The organism is Pseudomonas viridiflava, from assembly GCF_900184295.1.
Classification (GTDB): domain Bacteria; phylum Pseudomonadota; class Gammaproteobacteria; order Pseudomonadales; family Pseudomonadaceae; genus Aquipseudomonas; species Aquipseudomonas viridiflava.
This window is the reverse complement of the sequence record NZ_LT855380.1, coordinates 2,653,441-2,676,925: the sequence shown is the minus strand read 5'-3', so window position 1 is coordinate 2,676,925 and position 23,485 is coordinate 2,653,441. Positions and strand designations below refer to the sequence as shown.

Annotated in this window: 22 protein-coding genes; 7 read left to right on the top strand and 15 right to left on the bottom strand. The window is 59.6% G+C overall.

All coding sequences use genetic code 11. The features are described from left to right. Positions 1-43: 43 nt before the first annotated feature. Complete coding sequence (locus CFBP1590_RS12280; protein WP_025994032.1) at positions 44-469, bottom strand: VOC family protein; 426 nt, start codon at positions 467-469, stop codon at positions 44-46. A gap of 134 nt (positions 470-603) precedes the next feature. Between CFBP1590_RS12280 and CFBP1590_RS12275 the strand changes: the two genes are divergently transcribed. Both CFBP1590_RS12275 and CFBP1590_RS12270 read left to right on the top strand, forming a co-directional pair. Further along, positions 604-1,476: a LysR family transcriptional regulator gene (locus CFBP1590_RS12275; protein WP_088235127.1), complete on the top strand. Its 873-nt coding sequence runs from the start codon at positions 604-606 to the stop codon at positions 1,474-1,476. A 92-nt stretch (positions 1,477-1,568) separates the two neighbouring features. Then, the gene (locus CFBP1590_RS12270) at positions 1,569-1,811 is read left to right on the top strand and encodes a hypothetical protein (protein WP_088235126.1); all 243 of its coding nucleotides are present in this window, start codon (positions 1,569-1,571) and stop codon (positions 1,809-1,811) included. 259 nt (positions 1,812-2,070) lie between these two features. Here CFBP1590_RS12270 and CFBP1590_RS12265 read toward each other — a convergent pair whose 3' ends face one another. The 6 genes from CFBP1590_RS12265 to CFBP1590_RS12245 all read right to left on the bottom strand — a co-directional run bounded on the left by CFBP1590_RS12265 (position 2,071) and on the right by CFBP1590_RS12245 (position 5,321). Beyond that, a complete protein-coding gene (locus tag CFBP1590_RS12265; protein ID WP_088235125.1) occupies positions 2,071-2,793 on the bottom strand; it encodes a DUF72 domain-containing protein in 723 nt (240 codons plus the stop codon). Then, positions 2,790-3,221 carry an HhH-GDP family DNA glycosylase gene (locus tag CFBP1590_RS12260; RefSeq protein WP_088235124.1) on the bottom strand — a complete coding sequence of 144 codons (432 nt, stop codon included), beginning with the start codon at positions 3,219-3,221 and terminating at the stop codon, positions 2,790-2,792. Before CFBP1590_RS12260 ends, CFBP1590_RS12265 begins: the two co-directional genes overlap by 4 nt. 5 nt (positions 3,222-3,226) lie before the next feature. Next, positions 3,227-3,376, bottom strand: a complete 150-nt coding sequence (locus tag CFBP1590_RS27865) for a hypothetical protein (protein ID WP_004886349.1) — start codon at positions 3,374-3,376, stop codon at positions 3,227-3,229. Between the two features lie 139 nt (positions 3,377-3,515). Then, positions 3,516-4,385, bottom strand: coding sequence for a CAP domain-containing protein (locus CFBP1590_RS12255; RefSeq protein ID WP_088235123.1), 870 nt, complete (start codon positions 4,383-4,385; stop codon positions 3,516-3,518). A 123-nt stretch (positions 4,386-4,508) separates the two neighbouring features. After that, on the bottom strand, positions 4,509-4,751 hold the full coding sequence (locus CFBP1590_RS12250; RefSeq protein ID WP_058431280.1) for a hypothetical protein: 243 nt from the start codon (positions 4,749-4,751) through the stop codon (positions 4,509-4,511). A 57-nt stretch (positions 4,752-4,808) separates the two neighbouring features. Then, on the bottom strand, positions 4,809-5,321 hold the full coding sequence (locus CFBP1590_RS12245) for a hypothetical protein (protein WP_088235122.1): 513 nt from the start codon (positions 5,319-5,321) through the stop codon (positions 4,809-4,811). A 597-nt stretch (positions 5,322-5,918) separates the two neighbouring features. Here CFBP1590_RS12245 and CFBP1590_RS12240 point away from each other — a divergent pair. Continuing rightward, positions 5,919-7,235: an APC family permease gene (locus tag CFBP1590_RS12240; RefSeq protein WP_088235121.1), complete on the top strand. Its 1,317-nt coding sequence runs from the start codon at positions 5,919-5,921 to the stop codon at positions 7,233-7,235. Here CFBP1590_RS12240 and CFBP1590_RS12235 read toward each other — a convergent pair. The 4 genes from CFBP1590_RS12235 to CFBP1590_RS12220 all read right to left on the bottom strand — a co-directional run bounded on the left by CFBP1590_RS12235 (position 7,225) and on the right by CFBP1590_RS12220 (position 13,725). Then, positions 7,225-10,305: an efflux RND transporter permease subunit gene (locus tag CFBP1590_RS12235; protein ID WP_088236403.1), complete on the bottom strand. Its 3,081-nt coding sequence runs from the start codon at positions 10,303-10,305 to the stop codon at positions 7,225-7,227. The genes CFBP1590_RS12240 and CFBP1590_RS12235 overlap by 11 nt on opposite strands. 3 nt (positions 10,306-10,308) lie before the next feature. Further along, positions 10,309-11,400, bottom strand: a complete 1,092-nt coding sequence (locus tag CFBP1590_RS12230; RefSeq protein WP_025994021.1) for an efflux RND transporter periplasmic adaptor subunit — start codon at positions 11,398-11,400, stop codon at positions 10,309-10,311. After that, the gene (locus CFBP1590_RS12225; RefSeq protein ID WP_231500911.1) at positions 11,393-12,904 is read right to left on the bottom strand and encodes an efflux transporter outer membrane subunit; all 1,512 of its coding nucleotides are present in this window, start codon (positions 12,902-12,904) and stop codon (positions 11,393-11,395) included. The genes CFBP1590_RS12230 and CFBP1590_RS12225 overlap by 8 nt, the downstream gene beginning before the upstream one ends. 92 nt (positions 12,905-12,996) lie before the next feature. After that, a complete protein-coding gene (locus CFBP1590_RS12220) occupies positions 12,997-13,725 on the bottom strand; it encodes a nitroreductase family protein (RefSeq protein ID WP_029244495.1) in 729 nt (242 codons plus the stop codon). 95 nt (positions 13,726-13,820) lie between these two features. On the opposite strand from CFBP1590_RS12220, the gene CFBP1590_RS12215 reads away from it, so the two are divergent. From CFBP1590_RS12215 to CFBP1590_RS12200, 4 genes are all read left to right on the top strand, one after another. Continuing rightward, positions 13,821-14,459, top strand: a complete 639-nt coding sequence (locus CFBP1590_RS12215) for a TetR/AcrR family transcriptional regulator (protein WP_025994018.1) — start codon at positions 13,821-13,823, stop codon at positions 14,457-14,459. 100 nt (positions 14,460-14,559) lie between these two features. Then, positions 14,560-15,339, top strand: a complete 780-nt coding sequence (locus CFBP1590_RS12210) for a MipA/OmpV family protein (RefSeq protein WP_032632683.1) — start codon at positions 14,560-14,562, stop codon at positions 15,337-15,339. A gap of 48 nt (positions 15,340-15,387) precedes the next feature. Further along, positions 15,388-16,089, top strand: a complete 702-nt coding sequence (locus CFBP1590_RS12205) for a response regulator transcription factor (protein ID WP_025994016.1) — start codon at positions 15,388-15,390, stop codon at positions 16,087-16,089. After that, positions 16,086-17,411 (top strand): sensor histidine kinase, encoded by a 1,326-nt coding sequence (locus CFBP1590_RS12200; RefSeq protein WP_029244493.1) that lies wholly within the window; start codon positions 16,086-16,088, stop codon positions 17,409-17,411. Before CFBP1590_RS12205 ends, CFBP1590_RS12200 begins: the two co-directional genes overlap by 4 nt. 16 nt (positions 17,412-17,427) lie before the next feature. Here CFBP1590_RS12200 and CFBP1590_RS12195 read toward each other — a convergent pair whose 3' ends face one another. The 4 genes from CFBP1590_RS12195 to CFBP1590_RS12180 all read right to left on the bottom strand — a co-directional run bounded on the left by CFBP1590_RS12195 (position 17,428) and on the right by CFBP1590_RS12180 (position 23,316). Further along, positions 17,428-19,188 (bottom strand): sensor domain-containing diguanylate cyclase, encoded by a 1,761-nt coding sequence (locus tag CFBP1590_RS12195; protein WP_231991865.1) that lies wholly within the window; start codon positions 19,186-19,188, stop codon positions 17,428-17,430. Positions 19,189-19,718: 530 nt separating this feature from the next. Next, positions 19,719-20,684 carry an L-arabinose ABC transporter permease AraH gene (gene araH, locus CFBP1590_RS12190; protein WP_004882171.1) on the bottom strand — a complete coding sequence of 322 codons (966 nt, stop codon included), beginning with the start codon at positions 20,682-20,684 and terminating at the stop codon, positions 19,719-19,721. Positions 20,685-20,725: 41 nt separating this feature from the next. Next, on the bottom strand, positions 20,726-22,249 hold the full coding sequence (gene araG, locus CFBP1590_RS12185) for an L-arabinose ABC transporter ATP-binding protein AraG (protein ID WP_088235120.1): 1,524 nt from the start codon (positions 22,247-22,249) through the stop codon (positions 20,726-20,728). A 53-nt stretch (positions 22,250-22,302) separates the two neighbouring features. Then, entirely contained in the window at positions 22,303-23,316 is a 1,014-nt protein-coding gene (locus CFBP1590_RS12180) for a substrate-binding domain-containing protein (protein ID WP_088235119.1), read from the bottom strand. Positions 23,317-23,485 lie beyond the last annotated feature (169 nt).

Genomic DNA, 23,485 nt, shown 5'->3' with positions numbered 1-23,485 from the left:
TTACAACCAGAAAGCCGCTTCCCTGAAAGCGGCTTTCTGCCCTTCACTTGGCGAACAGCTGACTCATGTCCTTGAACGCCTTGAACTCCAGCGCATTGCCGCACGGATCGAACAGGAACATGGTGGCCTGCTCGCCGACCTGACCTTTGAAGCGGATATAAGGTTCGATCACGAACTGCGTCCCCAGCGACCTCAGGCGCTCGGCCAGCGCTTCCCACTGCTCCCAGTGCAGGATGATGCCGAAATGCGGAACCGGCACATCGTGACCGTCCACCGCATTGCTGTGAACGTGTTCCTGCGAAGACGTCTTCGGGTGTTCGTGGATCACCAATTGGTGCCCGTAGAAATCGAAGTCGACCCACTGCTCGCTGGAACGACCTTCAGCCAGGCCGAACACTTCGCCGTAGAAACTGCGCGCGGCAGCGAGGTCATAAACAGGTATCGCCAGATGAAAAGGTGAAAGGCTCATTGCAGGCTCCGGGCTCAGGTCTGTTGGGCGGGACGTCGATGCGTCCTTCTTGATAACGCCGGGTCAATCATATGCGCGAGGACTCAACACTAAAATCAATATATATTTCTCCAATACACAAAAGAGATTTATCAATGATTCGCGAGCTCAAGACCCTGGTAGCCGTTGCACAGGCCGGAACCTTTGCTGCGGCAGGCAACCGAATCGGGCTGACCCAGGCAGCCGTCAGCGCGCAGATGCAGCGTCTGGAAGCCGAACTGGGCTTTGCGCTGTTTGAGCGTAAGGGTCGTTCGGCGCAGTTGAATCGCATGGGGCATCAGACCCTGCTGCAGGCGCAGGAGCTGATTCGGCTCTACCACAATCTGGGCTCGTCTCCTGCCGGTCAGCCCGCCGTACTGCACCTCACCATCGGTGCCATCGCCTCCATGCAGTGCTCATTACTGCCGGACGCGCTGGCGGCCTTTCATCGCTTATGGCCGCAGTGCCGGACGCGAGTGATTCCGGGTGTTTCCATGAATCTGGTCAATCAGGTTGACGCTGGCGAAATCGATCTGGCGGCGATTATCCGACCGCCCTTCTCGCTGCAAAGCGATCTGCGCTGGACCAGTCTTGCGCAGGAACCCTATCGCCTGATCGTGCCTGCCGAGATACCGGGCGATGACTGGCTGCAATTGCTCTCCTCACAACCCCTGATTCGCTATGACCGCTCTTCGTTTGGCGGCCGGCAGGTGGACCGTTTCCTGCGCCAGATGCCGTTCAGCGTCCGGGAAGTCTGCGAGCTGGATGAACTGGAAGCCATCATCAAACTGGTCGCCCGTGGCCTGGGCGTGGCGCTGATACCGCAGACGGCCAGCCACCATCCCTGGCCTGAGGGCATAAGGGCGCTGGACCTTGGCGAGCAGACCTTTCATCGAGACGTGGGGCTGGTGCACCGCGACCGGCCAAGCCTGAATGAACCGACCCTTACCCTGATCGACCTGCTGCAACGACCTTCTACGGCTCAGTGACTGACGGCTGTCAGGCAGATCACCGTGAAAAAAATCGAACTCGCCGTTTCGTCGTCCTCTCCAAGGAAGACAGCCATCAGCGAGGAACCCACATGAGTAATGACCACGCAAGACCTCAGGACAAGGCGTCAGAAGACAAACCCTACACCCCTACCGTCGACCAGTCCGGCGAACCTGTCGAAGTCGTGCGCAAGGACATCGACAATCAGGACTCACCTGCCGAAGGCGTCGACAAGATCATCACCCCAACCTCCAACCGCGAAAAGGAACAGGACGCCGAGACCCTCAAGGAAAAGAACCGCGAGATTGAAGACAAACTTGCAGGGCGGGAGTGAGGGGCGCAAACGTGACTTGAAACATGTGGCTGGCTCAGTGCCCCGCAGTCTGTGCCATTTGTGACGCGGAGCGTCACGGGCGGCATACCCACGCGGAGCGTAGGCACGATCAGTGTCGAGGCCGGCTTGCGCATAACGAGGAGCGCCGAGCATGGGAACGATCACTGTTTGTCGGCTCCACCATGATCGTTCCCACGCGTGGGAGTGCCGCTCAGGACGCTCTGCGTCCCGACGTACGCAAGAGAAGCACGCTGGCAAATCAGTCCGTGAGCAGCTCTTGCAGCCCCAACGCATCCCCTACCGCAGCACCGCTGGCGGTGTTGTCGAACAGGCACCAGGTCGCTGCGCCCTCCTGCCCGGATCGGCGTAACTGCTCGGCACTCTTGGCCAGACGATCTGCACCATACGGACTGTGGTAGATCTGCGGCGAGCCATGCAACCGCCAATAGCGTACACCTTCCCAGCCCGCTGGAACGTCACCACCTGACACGGGTGACGGGTCAGCGGCAACCTGCCCGATATACTGCTCGACCAGCAACGGCTGTGCCTGCCGCCAGGAATCGTGGCGCGGCTCGAGCACCACATGCCCGGCATAGCACTCACGCAGTAACGCAAAAAAACGTTGCGCGATCTCCGGGTCATAGCGAAACGACGGAGGCAGCTGAATCAACAGGCAACCCAGCTTGTCACCCAGTTGCATGCACTGCTCGAGAAAGCCCCTCAACAGGCTTTCGCAATCATGCAGACGCAATTCATGGCTGATAGCCCTGGGCAGCTTCACGGAAAAGCGAAAGCCTTCAGGCACCGAATCGGCCCAGCGCGCATAGGTCTCTGGACGATGAGGACGATAGAACGAGCTGTTGATCTCCACCGCATTGAAGCGTGCCGCATAACGCTGCAGATGGGTGCCTTCATCAGGAAATACGGACCAGTATTGACGCGCCAGGCTCCAGCCCGCGCAGCCGATAAGGAACGCGCTCAATACAGCACCCTGCCAGCCTCGCGCATGAAGATCTCCACGGTCTTGGGGCCGACTCCCTCGAATGCCAGCAGGCGCTTCTCGAAATCCGCCCTGCCATCACTGGCTTCGTGAACATTGAGAAGCTTGCCGCCATATTCCTCGTTCAGCTTGACGGCCAGTGCCAGCAGCCGTTCGGCAGTGGATTCGTCATAGCGCACGTAATGCGCCTGCCCCAGCAGGCCGACCAGTTCGCGATGCGTGCAGCTCGCCAGCTTGCGGGGCGTGTCACGACCCCTGTGCTCGACGATCACCCGGTAGGCTTCGCAGGCAATTTGGGCCTGAATCCTTTTGCCCATCAGAAAGCTGGCGACCAGCCACTTGAACAGGGACTTCTCCTTGTCCGCGCTCAAGTCGATCTGCAGGTCAGAGGCAGTCACGGACTGGCTCATGGCGATTACTTGCTCTGCTCGGACTTGCCCTGCTGCATCTGTACCGAGGACTTGCTGCCGTCGGTGTTGTTCTTGGTCTCGTTACCTGAATTGTCGAAGCAGCCGTGCAGGGCCAATAGACAGAAAAAACCCAGGCAGATCGCTGGCTTGCTCATGTGAATACTCCTGATCATTGCATTGCATTGAAAGGCTGCGGCGATTGAAACGACGCGCCTTCCCTTGCAGACAATCAGGCCGCACGCAGGGTTTGTTCAGTCTGTGCGACTGCACGACCAACGGTCGTGATGCCAGGCATCAAGGCCCACCGAACAGCATCGTCCAGTAAACGCCATAATCGGTCTGTGAGCCGGTCGCATACGCCACGCCCACCTCGGTGAACATCGGATTCATGAGGTTCGCGCAATGCCCGGGACTTGCCAGCCAACTGGCCATGGCCTTGCCTGGCGTGCTCTGACCTGCCGCGATGTTCTCTCCAATCTGTCGGCCGCTGTAACCTGCCGCGCGGGCCCGGTCAGCAGGCGAGTCGCCATCGAAACCGCGATGCTGAAAATAGTTTTCGCTGGCCATCGACTGGCTGTGGCCCTGAGCGGCCAGTTCCAGCGTCGCATTCCAGACCACAGGCTGCGCCGCTGCAAACGGTCGTTTGCCGCACATACGGGGTTTGGACCGCGCTTCATTGATCTGTGCGAGCAGCAGCTTGCCCGCCGAGCGAGTGTCACTCAGCTTGCTGTCGATCAAAGGACGAGCCAGCACGATGCGCCAATCGTTTCGTTCTCGAGTGATGCCGACATCGGCGTACTGAGCGTCCAGCAACGCGCCGCAGTAACGCGCCTTGAGCATGCCGAACGCTTCGTTGGCGTCATGCGCGCCTGCCAGACGGATGGTGCGCACGGTTACCGCTTGGTAGCCCGCAACCTTGAGCGCATCGCGGGAACTGCCGTTGAAGACGATGGGCAGCGTGACACTATCGTTCAGCACCAATGGGCGAGCCACCTTGGTTGTTCGCGACTCACAGCGCTGCGGCTGCGCACGGTAGGCATTGATGCTCTGGACAATCTGCTGCCCTTCGCTGGCCATGGCAGGCACGGCAAACAAGGACGCGAACGAAATCAGGCAGAGCCGGACACGCCATGGAAAACGGAGGTGCTTGCGCATGATGGGCATGGACTCTGGGGAAGGAAATAGCCGTAAAAGGCAGGGACTGCCCAGCGGACTGCGGCCCTTTTTTCAGGGCCCGAGTAGGACCGTGCAACTGACACATGGTTCATGGCAGCACAGCGCCACCGCTTAGAGTTTTCCGATTTCCCCGGTGGCCTCGCCCAGGCTGGCCAGTGTCTGTTCGATGTCCAGCACAGCGTGATCCAGCTTGACGAACGACTGCTGCAACGCCTCCAGATCATCGACCGTCTGATGTCCGCGCAAATGCGCCACCCGCTCAAGCTCGCTGCGCTCAAGGCTTCGAATGTCGTCGCGCAATCGCTCAAGCGTTACCCAGACAGCATCAAACCGCTCATGACGTTCATGCTTCACTTTCAACTCCCTTCATCGGCAAAGGTTTCAGGTTTGCGGCTCATAGCTCGCAAAAATTCAGAGCGCGGATCCGGGATGCCATCCCAGCTGACGCCTGATAATCCGACGATAGGGCGTGTCGATCTGCTCGGGAACCTGCTCGATGTAGTCGCGCGCATGCTGTAGCGTTTCACCGGTCAGACCCGAGAGATACGCCACAGCATCCTCAACCGACGGGACGCGGCCTTCAATACCGTCGAACCGGGGCGGCAATGCCGTCCAGATAACGGCGTCGATCCGCCGCTCCCACGCCCATTCCATCAACATACCTACCGGCTTGCGTGAAACCAGCAGACTGGCGATAGCGCCTTCCCGCTCTGCTGGGATCTGCTCTCGCTCACGCAACGCCGCGCAGGCCTCCTCGACGCTCGACACTGCAAGCAGCGCCCAGCACACTTTCACGGATGGTGCGTTCAGGCAAATGGCGGTAGACAGCTCTCCTCCATCCGCCACCCGCGAAAATTCGATCGGCAGCGCAGGACCGTCCCTGTACCACTCACCCGCCAACGGAAGCGCGCCCGGCTCCCACATCAATGATCCCCAGCCCAGGCATGCAATATTCAACGTTCAGCCCTCACAGATTCATCCGGATACCGCAACTGTGACAACGCGCCTGACCAATACTCCCTTGCATGACCAACGTTTCACTTCATGAAACCGCCTGTCAGGGCTGAAGATCATCGCTTTGAATTTCCGGTTTGAATCAAGATCATTTTTCAGACACGCACCGGCCAGACCGAAGCGGTGCCGACTTTCAGCCATGGGAGCCCTGAATGAAGGAATTGATCACAGCCGTCATTGAGCGAAAACGGGACACAAAGCCGTCACTGACGAGCGATATCGCCAGCAGGCTGAAACATATTATGAGGGTGATCATCCGCGAGCTTCGCCCGGAAGCCCCGCGCAGGCGCCTACTGGAGCGCTGTCGCAAGCAACGGGACGAAGAGTGAAACGTGGAACATGCCATCGAATTTTCACCAGCGCTCCGCTCCAGAGCTGAAGCAGGCCGAGCCTTGGCCTTCAATCAGGGCACCTGGCCGAAAGACAGAACCAACCTCCACCGCAAAGCTCTGAAACTCATAACGCTGAAACTCATACGCCGCAGCCCCCGAAAGGAATCACTCCCCCATGGCCAGTCACGAAACAGCGTCACTACGACGTGCGATCACCGCTCCGATGCTAATGCTGTTCATCCTCGGCGATGTGCTCGGCGCTGGCGTCTACGCGCTGGCAGGCACCATCGCCGGACGCGTGGGTGGAGCTATCTGGGCGCCCTTGCTGATCGCGCTGTGTTTTGCCCTGCTGACGGCAGCGTCCTATGCCGAACTGGTCACCAAGTACCCGCGTGCGGGCGGCGCTGCGGTGTATGCCGAAAAAGCCTTTGGCAAACCCCTGCTGTCCTTTCTCGTGGGCTTCTCGATGATCGCGGCAGGCGTCACCAGCGCAGCGGGGCTGGCCGTTGCGTTCGCCGGTGACTACCTGCAAGCGCTGATCAGCGTGCCACCGCAATGGGTCTGTGTCGGGTTTCTGGTTATCGTCGGACTGTTGAATGCGCGAGGCATCAAGGAATCGCTGGGGGCCAACCTGCTGATGACCACCATCGAGCTGAGCGGACTGGTCATGGTGATCGCGGCTGCAGCCTGGTTCGTCGGCCAGGGCCAGGGCGTGCCGCAACGGGTGTTCGAACTGGACACGCCCTCCCCTGCGACGGCCATTCTGGCGGCATCGCTGCTGGCGTTCTATTCCTTTGTCGGTTTCGAAACCTCCGCCAATCTGGCCGAGGAAATCAAGGATGTACGCAAGGTCTATCCCCGCGCCCTGTTCGGAGCATTGCTGATCGCCGGTGCTGTGTATGTGCTGGTGGGCGTGGGCGCAGCCATGGTGTTGCCCGTCGATCAGTTGAAGGACTCGCAGGCGCCGCTGCTGGATGTGGTGAAGGCATCGGGTCTGGGGATTCCGTCACCCTGGTTTGCCTTGATCGCACTGATCGCGGTCGCCAATGGCGCGCTGTTGACAATGATCATGGCCAGCCGACTGACGTTCGGCATGGCGCGCGAAGGTCTGCTGCCTGCGATTCTGGGCAGCGTGCTGCCGCGTCGACGCACACCCGGCGTGGCCATTCTGGTCACCACTCTGGTTGCCATCGCGCTGTCGTTCACCAGCACCCTGACCACGCTCGCCGAAACGGTGGTGCTCCTGTTGCTGTTCGTATTCCTCAGCGTCAATGTGGCCGTGCTGGTGCTCAAGCGGGACAAGGTCGAGCCTGCGCACTTTCAGGTTCACTGGGTGATTCCCGTCCTTGGGATACTGTCCTGTCTGTTGCTGTTGACTCAACAAGGGCCGGAAACCTGGCTGCGGGCCGGGATCATGCTGGTGGTCGGTGCGGTGCTGTACGGCCTGAACCGGCTGGGCAGGCCGCAGGCGGTTTCACGCATCAGTGAATAGACTCGCCATGGTGAGCGGCTCCGCGGCTGAACCAGCGGTGCAGCAAGCGCTCCAGCTCATCGATGTAAGTGAATGCGACAGGCACCACCAGCAGACTCAAGGCGGTAGACGTCATCAACCCGCCAATCACCGCAATGGCCATGGGCTGTCGGAAACTCGCGTCAGCCCCCAGCCCCAAGGCAATCGGCATCATCCCCGCGATCATCGCAAGGGTGGTCATGATGATTGGGCGAACGCGCTTGTGGCAGGCATTGATCAGGGCATCTGCCACTGAAAGGCCCTGCTTCCTGATGCCCATCACCGAATACTCGACCAGTAGAATCGAATTTTTGGTGACGATCCCCATCAGCATCACCAGACCGATCAGGGACGGGAGGCTCAACATGCCCCGGGTGAGCAGCAAGGCGACAAAGGCTCCACCTACCGACAGTGGAATGGCGAAAAGAATGGTCAACGGCTGGAAGAAGTCGCTGAACAGCAGCACCAGCACCACGTAGACGCAAACCAGACCAATAATGATGGCCATGCCGAAGCCTTCCATCAATTCGGCCATGATCTCTGCATCGCCTGTTTCAATAAGCCTGACGCTGGACGGCATGGACTGGATCGCTGGCAGGGACCGGGCAATGGTCAGTGCCTGGCCGAGCGGCATGTGCCCCAGATCGGCGCTGACATTGGCATAGCGCCGTCGGTCATACCGGTCGATCTGGGTCGGGCCACTTTCTACGCTCAGTTGCGCAACACTCGATAAGGGGACCAGCCCGTCCCGACCACGCACCCGGAGATCGGCAATGGTTTCCAGGTCCTGCCGCGCGGCTTGTGGAATACGCACCTGTATCGAGATCTGACGGTTATCCAGGTTCAGCTTGGCCATCTGCGAATCGAAGTCACCATTGGTGGCAATGCGCACCGTCTCACCGATGGTCGCTGTGGTCACGCCGCGCTCGGCTGCCTGCCGGGCGTCCGGGCGAACCACGATTTCCGGACGTTCCAGACTCGCGGTCGACGTAATGTTGGCCAGGCCGGGTACATCCCGCAATTCACGTTCCAGCGCCTGGGCGGTCGCTTTGAGCGCTGCGGGGTCGTCACTGGAGAGAATCAACGCCATCTTCTCGCCAAGACCACCGCTGCCCAACGAGAACCGTGCACCCGGGATCCCATGCAAGACCCCGCGTATGCGGTTTTCGATATCGGTCTGACCGGCGCGCGTACCACGGTCAGAAAGCACAAGAGTCATGGTCGCGCGACGCAATTCAGCCGCCTGAGTCTGTCCATGCCCGGCAGACTGAGCCACCCCCACCGTACTGAACACATGCTCGATACCCGGAATGTCCTTGATGACGCGACTCACCGCCTCGACCGTCGATCGGGTAGCCTCCAGACTGCTGCCCGGAGGCAGTTCCACATTGATGTTGCTATATCCCTTGTCGGACGCCGGAATCAAGCCTGTCTCCAGAAGCGGGACCATCGCTATCGAAGCGACGAACACCAGCAGGGTAGCCCCCAGGGTCAGGCCACGATGTTTCAGGCACCAGCGAACCGCGCTCAGGTAGCGTGTCATCAGCGCCCCATCCGCCGGTTCCTGCTTGTCGGGATGTGTCTTGAGCAGATAGGCCGCCATCATCGGCGTGAGTATTCGCGCTACCAGGAGCGAGGACAGCACCGCCACCACCGCAGTCCAGCCGAACTGCTTGAAGAAAAGACCGGGCACGCCGCTCATCATGGCAGTAGGCAGGAACACCACCACCAGGGTCATGGTCGTCGCCATGACAGCCAGGGCAATTTCCGTCACGGCGTCACCTGCGGCCTGCTTGATGGGTTTACCCATGCGACTGTGCCGTTCGATGTTCTCGATCTCGACGATGGCATCGTCCACCAGAATGCCGACGATGACCGCCAGTGCGAGCAGCGTCAGGGTATTGAGCGAGTAACCGAGCCAGTTCATGACCAGAAACGTCGGCAGCACCGACAAGGGCAATGCCGAGGCGGAGATGAGCGTGGCTCGCCAGTCGCGCAGAAACCACCAGACCACCAGAACCGCCAGCAAGGCACCCTCGTACAGCATGTGCATCGAGCCCTCGTACTGCTCGTGCGTGTAGTCGACGGTTCCCGACACCTTGGTAAAGGAAAGCGTCGAGTCAGCGGCGTGCAATTGATCGAGCGCACTGATCACGCCAGCGGCGACGCGGGTCTCATCGAACCCCTTGGCGCGGAACAACCGGAAACCGACCACCGGCTTGCCATCGAGCGTGGCGATCTGGGTACGATCTGCATAGGTATCCTTTACCACAGCCACCTGATCCAGATTGACGCGTCGGCCGTTGCCCAGCACCACTGGCAAGCGGTTCAGTTCAGCGGCTTGCCTGACGGTGGCGATGGTCCTTACCGCCTGCTCGGCGCTGCCCATCTGCCCTCGCCCGCCGGATGATTCCTGTTCGACGTTTTTCAAGGCGCGCGAGACTTCCGCAGCGGTAGCGCCCTGTGCGGCGAGGCTCGATGGATCGACTTCCACCAGTACCTGACGCTGCACGCCCCCGACCCGCTCGAACTTACCGATGCCCGGCACGCCAAGTATCGTCTTGTTGATGGTGTCATCCACAAACCAGGAAAGCGCTTCCTCATCCATCTTTGTCGAGGCTACCGCGTACAACAGGGTCGCGTCGTCACCGCCGACCCGGACCGCGCTGATGGAGGGCTGCTCCAGATCGGTGGGCAGGTCGGACCTGACGCGGTCTACTGCATCCTTGGTCTCGATCAGCGCATCGGAAAGTTGCTTTTCCAGAATGAACTCGACATTGATGGTAACCAGTCCGTCCACAATGGACGTGGTGATGTGCTTGATACCGGACAGCGTAGCCAGCGAGTTCTCCACCTTGCGCGCCACTTCGGTTTCCAGTTGTGCAGGAGCCGCGCCCGGCTGGGTCAGCGTGATGACCACGGTGGGCAGATCGACATCCGGCATGTTGGCGATGGGCAAGGCGCGAAAGCCCATGACGCCAGCCAGGGAAAGCAGAATGAAAAGCAGGATGGAAGGAATAGGGTTGCGGATCGACCAGGTAGCAAAATTCATCATTCACTCCCCCGCTTGCGCAGGTGTTGCGGCAACGTTGACCAGGTCGCCATCGTTCAGAAAACCGGCGCCCTGCACCGCGACCCGGTCTCCTGCGGCGATGCCGGACAGAATCTCGACATGGCTGTCCTGCCGCCGCCCCACCGTCACCGCCTGCAGGCTGATGCGGTTATCGCCGAGCAGTATCGGCACGTAGCTGCGGCCATCGCGAATCACCGCGCTGGCCGCCGGGACGATCACCGCAGGACGTTCGGCCAGACTCACCTTGCCGATGGCGTACATGCCGGCACGCGCTGTGCTGCCGGGATCGATGTCGGCATAGGCCAGGCCAAGCCGGGTCTGGCTGTCCAGGCTGGGGGCCAACTCGCGGATGCTGGCGGACGCGGACGTACCGTCAGGCAATTGGAGGTCGATGCGCTGACCCGACTGCACCTGAGCCATTTGTCCCGCATTCAGCTCGCCGCGCCACTCCAGACGGCCTTGGCGAATCAGACGAAATAACTCCTGTCCATTACCGTAAACAGCGCCTGTTGTGGCGCTGCGTGCGCTGATCACGCCGTCGTCGGGAGCAATGACTCTGGCATAGCGCAATTGCAACTGCGTGCTGGTCAATTGAGCTCGAGTGACATCGGCTTGGGTTTCATACTGAAGCACGTCCTGATCGCTCATGCCGCCCGTGCCTTTCAACAGCAACGCACGCTTGCGGTTGGCATCGGCCTGTAGCCAGTTGGCCTTGAGTCGCTCTTCATCGGCGCTCAACAAGTCGGCATCGAAGGTGGCGAGCAACTGCCCACGCTTCACACGATCCCCCACGTTGGCGCGCAAGTCCGTCAGCCTGAGATTGGCAACCTGAGCGCCGATCACGGCCTCTTCCCAGGGTGCAACCGAGCCACTGGCTTCGATGATCGTGGGCCAACGAGTGTCGACTGCTGCGGCGACGGTCACGGTCAGCGCCGGAGCAGGCTGGTGGGTTGACGGGGTCGCTTCGGTCGGCCGCATATACAGCACACCGCCGGTGATCAGCATCGCGCACGGCACGATCAGGCTCAGTAACCGGCGGCCGAAAAGTGAGGCCAGGATCGATAACTTATTCATGAGAGGTGGTGTCCGGGGTCAAGGTAATAGCAGCGCCCGTGGCTTTGACGAGCGCGATCCAGGCTTGTCCCTGATCGCGCCGGGCGGAGATTTCTGCGTCCTGTGCCGAGGCGAACTGTCGGCGGCTGTCTTCCAGCTCGAACAGGCTGATCGCTCCGGCTTTCCATTGGTCGTTACTGACAGTGAACGTGGTATGGGCGGCATCGACACCCTCCCGGGTCGAGGTCACCCGCGCTGCTGCCGAGACCTGCTCGGCCAGCGCGTTCTCCACGTCCTCGGTCGTGGTGCGAACCGTGGCCTGCAAATTGGCAGTGGCACGCGTGTAGCGAGCCTGGGCACTCCTGACATTTGCCGCCCCCGCCCCGCCATCGAAGAGCGGACCGGTCAGGCTCGGGCCAATGGACCAGGTGTTGAAATCGAGGCTTGAGCCTGCAGCGCGAATCCATTGTCCGCTGAGGGCCGCCGCCAGATCGATACGCGGCAATCGGTCAGCGCGGGCCACTGCGATATCGGCCCAGGCTGCTGCTGCTTCTCTTTCGGCTGAAACAACGTCGGGGTGTGATGCCAGAACCGTGGCAGGCAGCTCGGGCAGCGCACGAGGTGCACGCGGCATGAACACTTGATCTACGCCGGGTCCCGCCTGCGTGATACCGACATGCCGACGAACAACGTCTGAACTCTGGCCAGTCAACGCCACCAGCGCATTGACCTGACGGGCACATTGATCGACCTGGGTCGCCAGGCTGGTGCGCGAACTTGCCAGGCCTGTGAGGATTCGTGCCTCATCAACCGAGCTGGCAAGCCCGGTGTTCAGACGCAGTCGGGTCAGCGACAGTGTTTTCTCCCGCGAGGCGATATCGTCAAGCCATACGCGCCGTGAGTTCTCGCAGGCACGCAGCGACAGCACATCGTTCGCGACATCGGCAGCCAGTGCGAGACGCGTTGAAGCGGCATCTGCTGTTCGGGCGTCCAGGTGATCCCGGGCCGCGTCCACCGACTGACTGATCCGACCGAACAAGTCAAGTTCCCAGCTGAACGCAGGCCCTGCCGAGGCCGAGTTACTCAGCATCGTCACGCCTGACTGAATCGGCGAGGTGTTGCGACTCTTTGCCCGGGTAACGTTGGCGTCCAGGTCAACGGCAGGCATCGTGGCTGCCCCTTTGACGCCCAGGTCAGCTCTGGCTTCTTCAACCCGGCTCAACGCCTGGATGAGGGTCGGATTGTCGGCAAACGCCGCCTTGGTCAGAGCGTCGATGGCATCATCGTGAAGAAGATGCCACCAAGAGGCATCCCCTCCGACAGTCTGTCTTTCAGACAGCTCACGCTGTGCGCTCCAGGCGGTTGGCGTCGCCAGCGGGGGTGTCACATAGGCCGGCTGCAAGGCACACCCGCCTGACACCAGCATCGCCATGCCCAGTGCGTGTATCGACAGTCGCCAGTACCACGGACCAGCGAGCGAGCGCCTTCCGCGCAGGCTCGCGTCACATAAAATTCTGGAATTCATTTGGGTAACCGAACGTAAAGGCACATCAAGCCGTCAGTGGCACGCGCAATGCTCGCCACACCGATCCGGCAACGGTCGGAACGGGTGCGCGATCAATGTGAAATGACGAGTTCCGATATCGGGTTGCGCCACCGCGTCTCGATCCTGGCGTCGTCCGACCGATAGCCGAGTGCGACGACCAGCGGAATCACGGAGCCACGTGGAATGTTCAGCAGCCTGGCAACCTGTGAGGCGGAAAAGCCTTCCATGGGGCAGGTGTCAATGCCTTTTGCGGCGGCAGCCAGCATCAGGGTCTGAGCGGCAAAAATTGCGTTGCGGGCCGCCCATTGACGACCACCCAGATGGCCTATGGGAATCAGGGAAAGCGTCGGACGCAGGAGCGCTGCAAAGGCGACAAAGGGCGACCACAGCGCGCAAGAGCCGATTCCGAGAACCTTCTGGAACATGCCGATTTGCTTGCGGTAATAAGCTTTGGAGTTTTCCTCCAGTCCTGTTGAGCCTTCGACATGCTCAAGCTGTGCATTGGCGGTACGCAGGCCCAGTGCGGGGCTTGCGACCACCACGATGAATTCGGCTGCCGTTGCAGCGGCTTTCTGTCCGTTACAGGCCTCCGCCATGTTGGCCTTCAACACAGGGTCGCGAATCCAGTGCAACTGGTAAGGCTGCATGTTACCGCTGGAAGGTGCAAAAGCCGCTTCCGACAGCAGAGCCTGCACGTCACTTTCGGCAACAGGGGTGGCGTTGAATTTCCGGATGGCTCGACGAAAGCGATTCGCGGCCTGAAAGGCTTCCCACGCAAGTACGGGATCAGGTGTGTTCATGATTCGATTCTCGGTACGTGAAGAACGTTGTGTTTTCACGACTCAAATCGTAAGTTAATACTTAGTTTTTAAAAACTCATGTTCCGGAGCGCCCCATGAGCAAAAGCCGAACATCCGTCAAACCCAGAAAAACACCGGCTCAGGCGCGCTCTCGTGCGACCGTTGACGCGATAATTCAAGCAACGACTTACATTTTGACCAAAGTCGGCTGGGATGGCCTCACCACTAATGCGATTGCCGAACGTGCGGGTGTCAACATCGGCTCGCTGTATCAGTTCTTTCCGAACAAGGAGGCGATTATTGCCGAGTTGCAACGACGACACGTTGCCGCCACGCGCACCGATCTGGTGAACGTATTGCAAGACCTGCCAGAGTCGCCCACGCTTCGAGGTGCCCTGACCATGATCGTCGAGATGCTCGTCGCCGAGCATCGCGTTGCACCTGCCGTGCACAAGGCCATTCATGAGGAATTGCCACTGACGGTGCGACGATTGGATACCGACAGAGATACGCTGCAACGGCGCTTTGCAGAAGTCCTGACGCCGCTCATGAAGAATGTGCCCGACCCGGACCTGTCAATCTATCTGATGGGCGTTGCAGCCCACGCAATCATCCACACCGTCACCGCCGACCGGCCTGCACTCCTCGCACGACCCGACTTCGTTCCAGAAGTGGTTACCCTGATTGAAAACTATCTGCACAGGCCCGCCCCTGAACCAGGCTCCGATGGCTGAAGATCGGGCCAGGTCACGTTGCGCCGCCGCGACACGGAAACGACAGCGTCACCTCCACACTCATCTGCAACTGAAGCTCACCCCTCGAGAACTGATTGTGATGAAAAGACTGTCCGTATCCGCCTTCGCCGCCCTCACCTTTCCCATGTTGCCTTTCGAGGCTGCGTTCGCCGAGCAGTCGAGCCTGAGCCTTGGTCTTGGTGCAGCCATAAACGAGAGCCCTTATGCCGGAGCCGGCACGCAGGTCAATCCGCTGCCGCTGATCAAGTACGACAGCGACAGCTTTTTTCTGCACGGCATAACCGGCGGCTATCATCTGGTGGATACCGGCGTATTTTCCCTGGATGCCATCGTGTCTCTGAACATGGACGGCATTGATCGCGATGACTTCGGTCGCCGTGAGTTGGCCAGAAATGGCATCGACCGCGATCTGCTGGAGGACCGCGACAATGGCTTCGACGCCGGTCTTGCAGCCAGTCTGCGGGGCAGCGGCGGGCAACTCGAGCTGGTCGCGAAATCAGACATCAGCGGTACCAGCGATGGCTACTCGATGAACCTTGAATACGCGTATCCGATCCGTTGGGGCGAAACGCGCTTCAAGCCTCATATCGGCGCCACGCACATGTCCGCCAATCTGGTCGATTACTACTTCGGCACCCTGAACAAGGAAGAGCAGCGCGGCATAACACGCTACCGGCCGGGAAGCGCCAACGTTTCCTACATTGGCCTGGGCTTCTCTCAACCCATCGGCAAACAGTGGGAAGTGTCCGGCAATATCCGCTACACCAGCCTCCCTGACGAACTTGCCGACAGCCCGCTGGTGGAGGATGGAACCAACAGCTCGACATCAATGTTTATCGGTATTTCACGCAAGTTCTGATGCCTGTCAGACTGAATCATCAACGATACAGCAGAGTTCCAGCCCCTCATGATCGAGCGTTCACTGAGCGTGTTAATCGTCGAAGACAATCTGGCCCTGGCGGCCAACATGTTCGACTACCTGGAGGCCTGCGGTCACACGCCCGATGCAGCGCCCGACGGCAAGGCCGCCACACGCCTGCTGCTGGAGAACACCTACGACGTGATCGTGCTGGACTGGATGATGCCGCGCATGGACGGCATCGCACTGCTGCACCACCTTCGTCATGAGATGGGTAGCCCGACTCCGGTGATGCTGCTGACGGCCAAAGATCAGTTGGAAGACAAACTGGAAGGCTTCGAATCCGGGGCGGACGATTACATCGTCAAGCCTCTTGCACTGCCTGAACTTGAAATCCGTCTCCGGGTGCTGGCGGCGCGCAGTCAGCCACGTTCCAATGTGCGACAGACGCTGGAGGTTGGCGATCTGAGGTTCGATCTGGGCACGCAGACCATTACGCGAGCGGGAAAGCAGTTGCCCTTCTCGCCCATAAGACGAACCCTCCTGGAGGTGCTGATGCGCAACTCGCCCGACGTTGTCACGCGGCCCCAGCTTGAGGCGCTGGTGTGGGGAGATCGAGTGCCGGACGGCGATCTGCTGCGCTCGCACATGCATTTGCTCAGAAGGACCATCGACAGCGATTGCGCGGCCGGGAACCGGCTGTTGCACACGGTATCGGGTGTCGGCTTTCGTCTGTGCGTGCTGTCATGACCGACTTCTTCGGCAGCCGCGGCAGCCTGCACCAGCTGATCAGTCTGATTCTGGTCGGTTTCGGTCTGCTGATGACGGCCGGTCTGGCGACTCAAGCCTCCATGAGTCAGCATCTCATCGACCATCCAGTCTGGAAAGAGTTGCTGGAAACCGCGACGCAAAGCGCGCTGAAGTCACCTTCGCAGCCCGCTGCACAGGACATGGGCAGAATCAGGGTCTGGACACTTACGAGCGACAGAAATGCACCTGACATGCCTGCAGAATTCACAGCGCTTAGGCCGGGTTTTTACAGCGAAGGCGATCTGGACAACGGCCTCTGGTTTCCCGGTGATTCGGATTATGCCGTACTGGTCACAGCGCTCGAATCCGGACGCATGATCGCCGCCATCGACATCAGCGATCTGGAGCACCAGCAGAACAGGATTGCGCTGATCGGGGCCCTGTACCTGCTATTGAATCTGGTGCTGATCATTTGTGCGATTGCCTGGCTGTACGTGCGCATGCGTCGCCCGGTTCAGGAACTGGCCCATCGCATGAAACAACTTGATCCGGAACGACCTGCGCAGCGCCTGCCGGTGCACTACGTTCAGCAAGAACTTCAGGAGATCGCCAGCGGCATCAATGCGCATCTGGAGCGGGTCGAGCAATTCATGGCGCGCGAGCGCAGCCTGCTGGATCAGGCCAGCCATGAATTCCGCACGCCGATTGCCGTGATCAGCGGCGCGCTGGATGTGCTGGACCGGCAAACGCTGCCAGCCACTGCCACGCCGCCTTTGCAACGCATGCGCGCCACGGTGGAAAACCTCACGGAGATCATGGTCGCCCTGCTCTTTCTTTCCCGCGAGCCGAAGGTGGCCAAAGCGGACGACCCCATCGAACTGGACCGCCTGTTGCCGGCGCTGATCAAGGATCATGAACACCTGCTGGACGGTAAACCGGTCCGGTTCTCCATCCACATCCATGAAACCCTGACCGTGTCCGCCCCGGAAGCCATGCTGCGCATCGCTATTGGCAACCTGCTGCGCAATGCCGCCGAGAACACCTACGACGGCACCATTGCAGTAAGGCTCAAGGACGGCATTGTCAGCGTGACCGATTCAGGCGAGGGCTTCGACACGGCCGAAGCGTCCCGGCGCTACCTGACCATGGTCAGACAGTCGACCAAAGCGGGGACAGGAAAAGGATTGGGGTTATTCCTGGTGCGACGTATCTGTGATCGTTTTCACTGGCGCCTGACCCTGGAATCGATGCCGACGCTGGGTACCTGCGCCCGCCTGGACTTCAGCCCATTGCCTGAAACCGGCGAAACAACGCACGCTTAATGGTTGCAATCCGGACTCATGCCAAGGCGTCGGTGCCGGACGTATCAAAGGTGGTCGCGAAGCGCACCTGATTACGACCGAGATGTTTGGCTTCGTAGAGTGCATTATCGGCGGACTTGAGCATGGCCTGCGGCGTCATGCCGGCTGCGTTGTCTACCGTCATGGCGCCGATGCTGACAGTAACCGCTCCCGTGGCGTTTCCCGCATGCTCGATGTGAAGCGACTCCAGCTGTGTGCGAATTTCCTGGGCGATGCGCATGGCACCCTCGCGGTCAGTGTTGGGCAGCAGAGCGGTGAACTCTTCCCCGCCATAACGAACCGCCAGATCCTGCGGTCGCCGGACCGCCGCCTGCAGGGCACCCGCAACCTCCTTGATGCAGGCATCACCCGCAGGATGCCCATAAAGATCGTTGTAGGATTTGAAGTGATCGATATCCAGCATGAGCAGGCTGATTCGGGTTCGGGCCTTCTCTGCGCGCTCAAGCTCGAGTGGCAGCAGCTCATCCAGGCTTCTTCGGTTGAGCAGTCCGGTCAGACTGTCTTCAGCCGCCATTTTCTGCAGGATGACTTGAGTGCCTTCCAGCTGCGTTTGCAGCGCGTCACCGATCCTTATCTGTCGCATGAGCGCGTACGCAAAGACCAGAATCCCGAGGGTGACCAGACTGACAAAGGCCAGAGAGGTATACAGCTGATGATGCCAGGGCGTCAGAATTCCATCCTTCGACATGCCGGCCTGAACCACCAGAGGATAGTGATCGATACTCACGTATCCGTTGATTCTTTCCATGTTATCGATCACGGATTTGATGTGCGCAATACCTGATCTGGCATAGGGCAAGTGATCCATGAACACATTCCCCTTCGCGACACTTGCACCGATAAGGTTTTCGAAGAAAGGTCGACGCGTGAGAATTGTGCCGTCATCAAGTGAGATCAGGAAAATACCGTTGTCGTCCAGATGGAAGCCCGCGTAATACTGGTTGAAGTACTCGATGGACATCGTGACCAGAAATACGCCCGCAAAACTGCCGTCGGGATTATCGATTCGCCTGGAAAGAGGCACGACATAATCACCGGTCGAGCGACTCTTGACGACCTTGCTGACATGCATCTCCCGGTCGCCGGGATGAGCCCTGTGGTAGATGAAATAATCCCGGTCCGCATTGTTGGCTGACACAGGAATCGAATCCTTGTCGGTAAGCAGCCAGTTTCCATCCTTGTCGTACACGAAGAAGCCATGAATCTGCGGCATCAGGTCCGAGCGCTTCTTGAAGACAGTGCGCAGCCGCTCCTTGTCCATGGAATCGACCCCATACCACTCGATTCGCTCGAGTACACCGGCGGAAACCGCATCGATTTCCCTGACCGCATCCTCTGCATGCTGGGCGGCGGCTCGCGCCAGGTTGGCGACATTGCCCTCACCTTCACGAATGTGCTGGTCGTAACTTTGCCAACTCACCCAGACGAATACCGAGAGAATTGAAACGATCACAATCACAACGAAACACGCGACCAGTCTTTTGACTGTCGAATGACGTTGCGCAGAAACATCAGGCATCGACATAACGCATCCAGCGATATAGCCAGCACTGTTGATGCAACAGATTGCTGGCGTGCAATGAACATCCAAACGGTGAGACACCTGCCCGCTGAATATCCAAAACGACCAATCTGCCATGAACTGCCGTGACTGAAGAGCAGCACGTGGCATGGATCTTAGTTGTCGCTCGGGAATATAGCGAGATGACGTGCATAACGCCGGAGCTTGGGCAAACATCTGCGCCACATTCGAGAGCGGACGCAGAGCGTCGCGGGCGGCATACCCACGCAGAGCACTCATCGTTATACACAAGTCATCTGGCTATCCGGAGAGGCAGCGGTATTGATGTGCTTTTGTAGCGCGATGGCATGAACACCGCAGATCGCGACGTGGGTGAAGGCTGAGTCCTGGCGCTGATTCGGGGGGCAATCGGCATGGATGCCGATTGAGCTGCACTGGGCCATGGATGGCCCGTTTGCAGCGACCCCCGAATCAGTGTCAGGACGAAGGAACCCCGGCGAAGCCGGGGCCGCAACCGGAGCAAAAGGCTTTGCTTACTTTGGCCTCTCAAAGTAAGTCGCCGAGGGGCGAAAAGGTGGCTTGAGCCATGCGCTCGGCTCACTGAATCCGCAATCTGTGCCATGTGTGACGCGGAGCGTCACGGGAGGCATGCCCACGCGGAGCGATGGGCACGATCAGTGTTTGACAGACTTGTGTATAACGATGAGCGCAGAGCGTGGGAACGATCATCTGTCGACGTGTGACAGTCAGCGACGCTTCATGCGGTCAATGATCACCGCCAGCAGCAGGATGGTGCCGCGAATCACGTACTGGTAGAAGGTGTCGATGTTCTTCAGGTTCATCGCGTTCTCGATGATTGCCAGAATCAGCACACCCGCAATCACGTGGCGGATCATGCCGATGCCGCCGCTGAGCGAGACACCGCCCAGTACGCAGGCCGAGATGACCGTCAGTTCGAAGCCCTGCCCGACCATCGGCTGGCCCGAGGTCATACGTGAGGCCAGCACGACGCCCGCCAGCGCGCCAATCAGGCCGTGTACCGCGAAGATGATGATCTTGGTGCGGTCAACGTGGACACCCGCCAGCAGCGCGGCTTCCTGGTTGCCGCCGATGGCCATGGTGTTGCGCCCGTAGGTGGTGTAGTTGAGCAGCCAGCCGAAGAAGATGAAGCAGACGATGGTGATCAGGATCGGCACCGGCACGCCGTACAGCTGGCCGTTACCAAACACGAAGAAATCTTCGTTGGATACACCGACCGCCTTGCCGTTGGAGAAAATGTACGCCAGACCGCGCACGATCTGCATGGTCGCTAGCGTGGCAATCAAGGCGTTGATCCTGAGTTTGGCGATCACGATGCCGTTGATCAGCCCTACCACCAGGCCCATCGCCAGAGCAGCCGACACGCCCAGAAACACGCTGTCGGTGTCGCGGATCACGATCCCGGCGATGACGCCGGAGCAGGCCAGCACCGAGCCGATCGACAGGTCGAAGTGACCGGACGCCAGGCAATAGAGCATGGTGCAGGCAGCGATGCCCACAGTGGAAATCGCCAGGCCCAGGCCGCGCATGTTCAAAGGTGACATGAAGTTGTCGATGAACACTGCGCACAGCAGGAAGATGCCCACGGCGGCCAGCAGCATGACCCACTCATCGGCAAAACGGCGCAGGTTCAAGCCCTGACGGGGAGCCCGCAGGCTGGATTCGGTAGACATACGCACCTCTTTTTTATTGTTCATGGTCAGGGACCAGTTGTTCAGCCGCGCGTGCGTGGCAGAGCCAGTTGCAGGAGTCGCGACTCTTCAGCCTCGTCGCGGTTCAGTTCACCGGTAATGGCGCCTTCGCTCATCACCAGAATTCGGTCGGAAATACCCATCACTTCCATCAGGTCACTGGACACCACGATCACAGCAATGCCATCGGCCGCGAGGTTGTGAATGATCTGGTAAATCTCGGACTTGGCGCCGATGTCGATGCCGCGGGTCGGCTCGTCCAGCAACAGCACCTTCATCGGCATCGACAGCCAGCGGCCCAGAATGGCTTTCTGCTGGTTGCCGCCGGACAGGTACATGATTTGCTGTTCGGGCGAAGGCGTCTTGACGTTCATGGCCTGAATCTGGCCCTTCGCGTTGTCACGCTCCCAACGGCCCTGGATCAGGCAGCCCAGACTGACGTGTCGTGGACGGGCACCGATGTTGATGTTTTCGGCGACGCTGGACAGCGGCACGATGCCTTCTTTCTTGCGGTCTTCCGGGCAGAGCAGAATGCCTGCAGCGATGGCATCACGCGGCGACTTGAGGGTCAGAGGCTTGCCGTCCAGCTGCAGCGAACCGGCAGTGCTGCGGGTCAACCCGGACAGCAAACGAAACAGCTCGGTACGACCGGCACCGACCAGACCAAAGAAACCCAGTACTTCGCCCTTCTCGACCGCAAAGCTGACCGGTTCCTGAAGACCCGCCCCCATGAGACCGGTGACCCGCAGGCTCGGCCCCTGATGCTGACGTGGACGATAATTGTAGATGTCCTGAATATCGCGCCCGACCATGCAGGTCACCAGACGATCGTGGTCCAGGTCGGCCATTTGTTCGAAGGTGCGCACGAAGCGTCCGTCCTTGAAAACCGTCACGGCATCGCAGACGCGGAAGATTTCTTCCATGCGGTGCGACACGTAAAGAATGACTCGCCCCTCGTCACGCAAGCGGACGATGATTGCCATCAGACGGTCGATCTCGCGTGCCGACAGGCTGCTGGTCGGTTCGTCGAAGGCAATCACATGAGCGTTGCGCGACATGGCCTTGGCGATTTCCACCAACTGCCGCTGACCGAGTGAAAGATCACCAAGGCGCGTGCCCGGATCGATCTCGTCAGCCAGCCCTTTGAGCAATTCTGCAGCACGACGCCGCATGGCGCCGCGATTGATCAAGCCGAAGCGGCTGGGCATATGGCCCAACAGCAGGTTTTCGGCAACCGTCATTTCCGGCACCAGATGCAGTTCCTGGTGAATCACTGCCACACCCGCTGCGATGCTGTCAGCGGTGGATTTGAACTGATGGGTCTGGTCGCCGATCTGCAGGGTGCCGCTGTTCGGCTGGTAAGAGCCGCCCAGAATCTTGAGCAGCGTGGACTTGCCCGCGCCGTTTTCGCCCATCAACGCATGAACGCTGCCGGGGCGCGCTTCGAAGCTGATGTCCGAGAGCGCTTTCACGCCGGGGAACACCTTGCCGATGCCGTTAAAGCGCAGGGCACCTGTTGTGGTATTCGTTTTGATAGCCTGTTGCATCACACCCACCTCCTCGCGCAATTGAGGGGCCTGTTTCAGGCCCCCCGTTCAGCTCACTTCCACAAACCGATCTTGGTCAGTTCTTCCTGGAAGTTGGCGCGGGTGATCAGCGTCACGTCGTCCATGGCGGTGTACTTGGGCGGCTCTTTGCCGTCCTTGATCCACTCATACATGTACTTGGCGGTGTTGTAGCCTTCCTTGTCCGGGCTGGGCAGCATCGAACCGAAGAAGCCGCTTTTCTTTTTCTTCAGCTCATCAATGGCGTCAGTACCGTTGATGCCGATACCGATCACGTTGTCCGCGCTGAAGCCGTTGCTGGCCGTGGCACGTACGCCGCCCAGTACGGTGTTGTCGTTCATGCCGCCGATGATCAGATTCTTGGCATCACCCGGCAGTTTGGGCAACGCGGAGTTGGTGGCGTCCATGCTGCCAGGCACATCGAGGGTTTTCTGTGCAGTGAACAGAATGTTCTTCTCAGGAAGACCCGCTTTTTTCAGCGCGTCGACAGAACCGTCGGTGCGCTTCTTGCCCGTGTCCAGCTCGTTGTACGTGTTGATGATCGCGTAAGTGCCCTTCCACTCGTTGTCATCCCACTTGCGATTCTTGGCTTCGGTGGCCATGGCGGCACCTTGCTTCTGACCGACTTCGAAAGCGGCCATACCAAGATACGGAACGTCTTCCATGAACTTGCCATTGGCATCGACGAAGCGGTCATCGACGGCCATGACTTTCAGGCCCAGCGCCTTGGCCTTGGCCACGATGGCAGGGCCGAGGGAAACGTCCGGTGGGCAGATCACGAAGCCCTTGGCGCCGTTGGCGGCGAGGTTATCGATGGCAGCCAGGGTTTTTTCACCGTCCGGCACGGCGATCTTGAGCACGGTGAAACCGTGTTCCTTGCCTGCTTTTTCGGCAAAGGCCCATTCGGTCTGGAACCAGGGTTCTTCGGCCTGTTTGACGAGGAAACCGATCTTGACTTCGTCGGCAGCAGAGGTAATGCCACTCATGCTCATGATGGCGGTGGTGACAGCGGCACAGCACAGGGAACGAATCCCGTGACGACTCAACATAGCTAACTCCTTATTTTTATTGAATAGCTACAGCGTTCAGCAAGGTGGCGATTCCCGGATGCGGAGGCATCTGAAAACCGGTTCAATAGTCATACCATATTATGATTGACCGCAATGTAACCGAATGTCACTCCATCACTGCCAGACTCGGAAGCGATACGTGACGTAA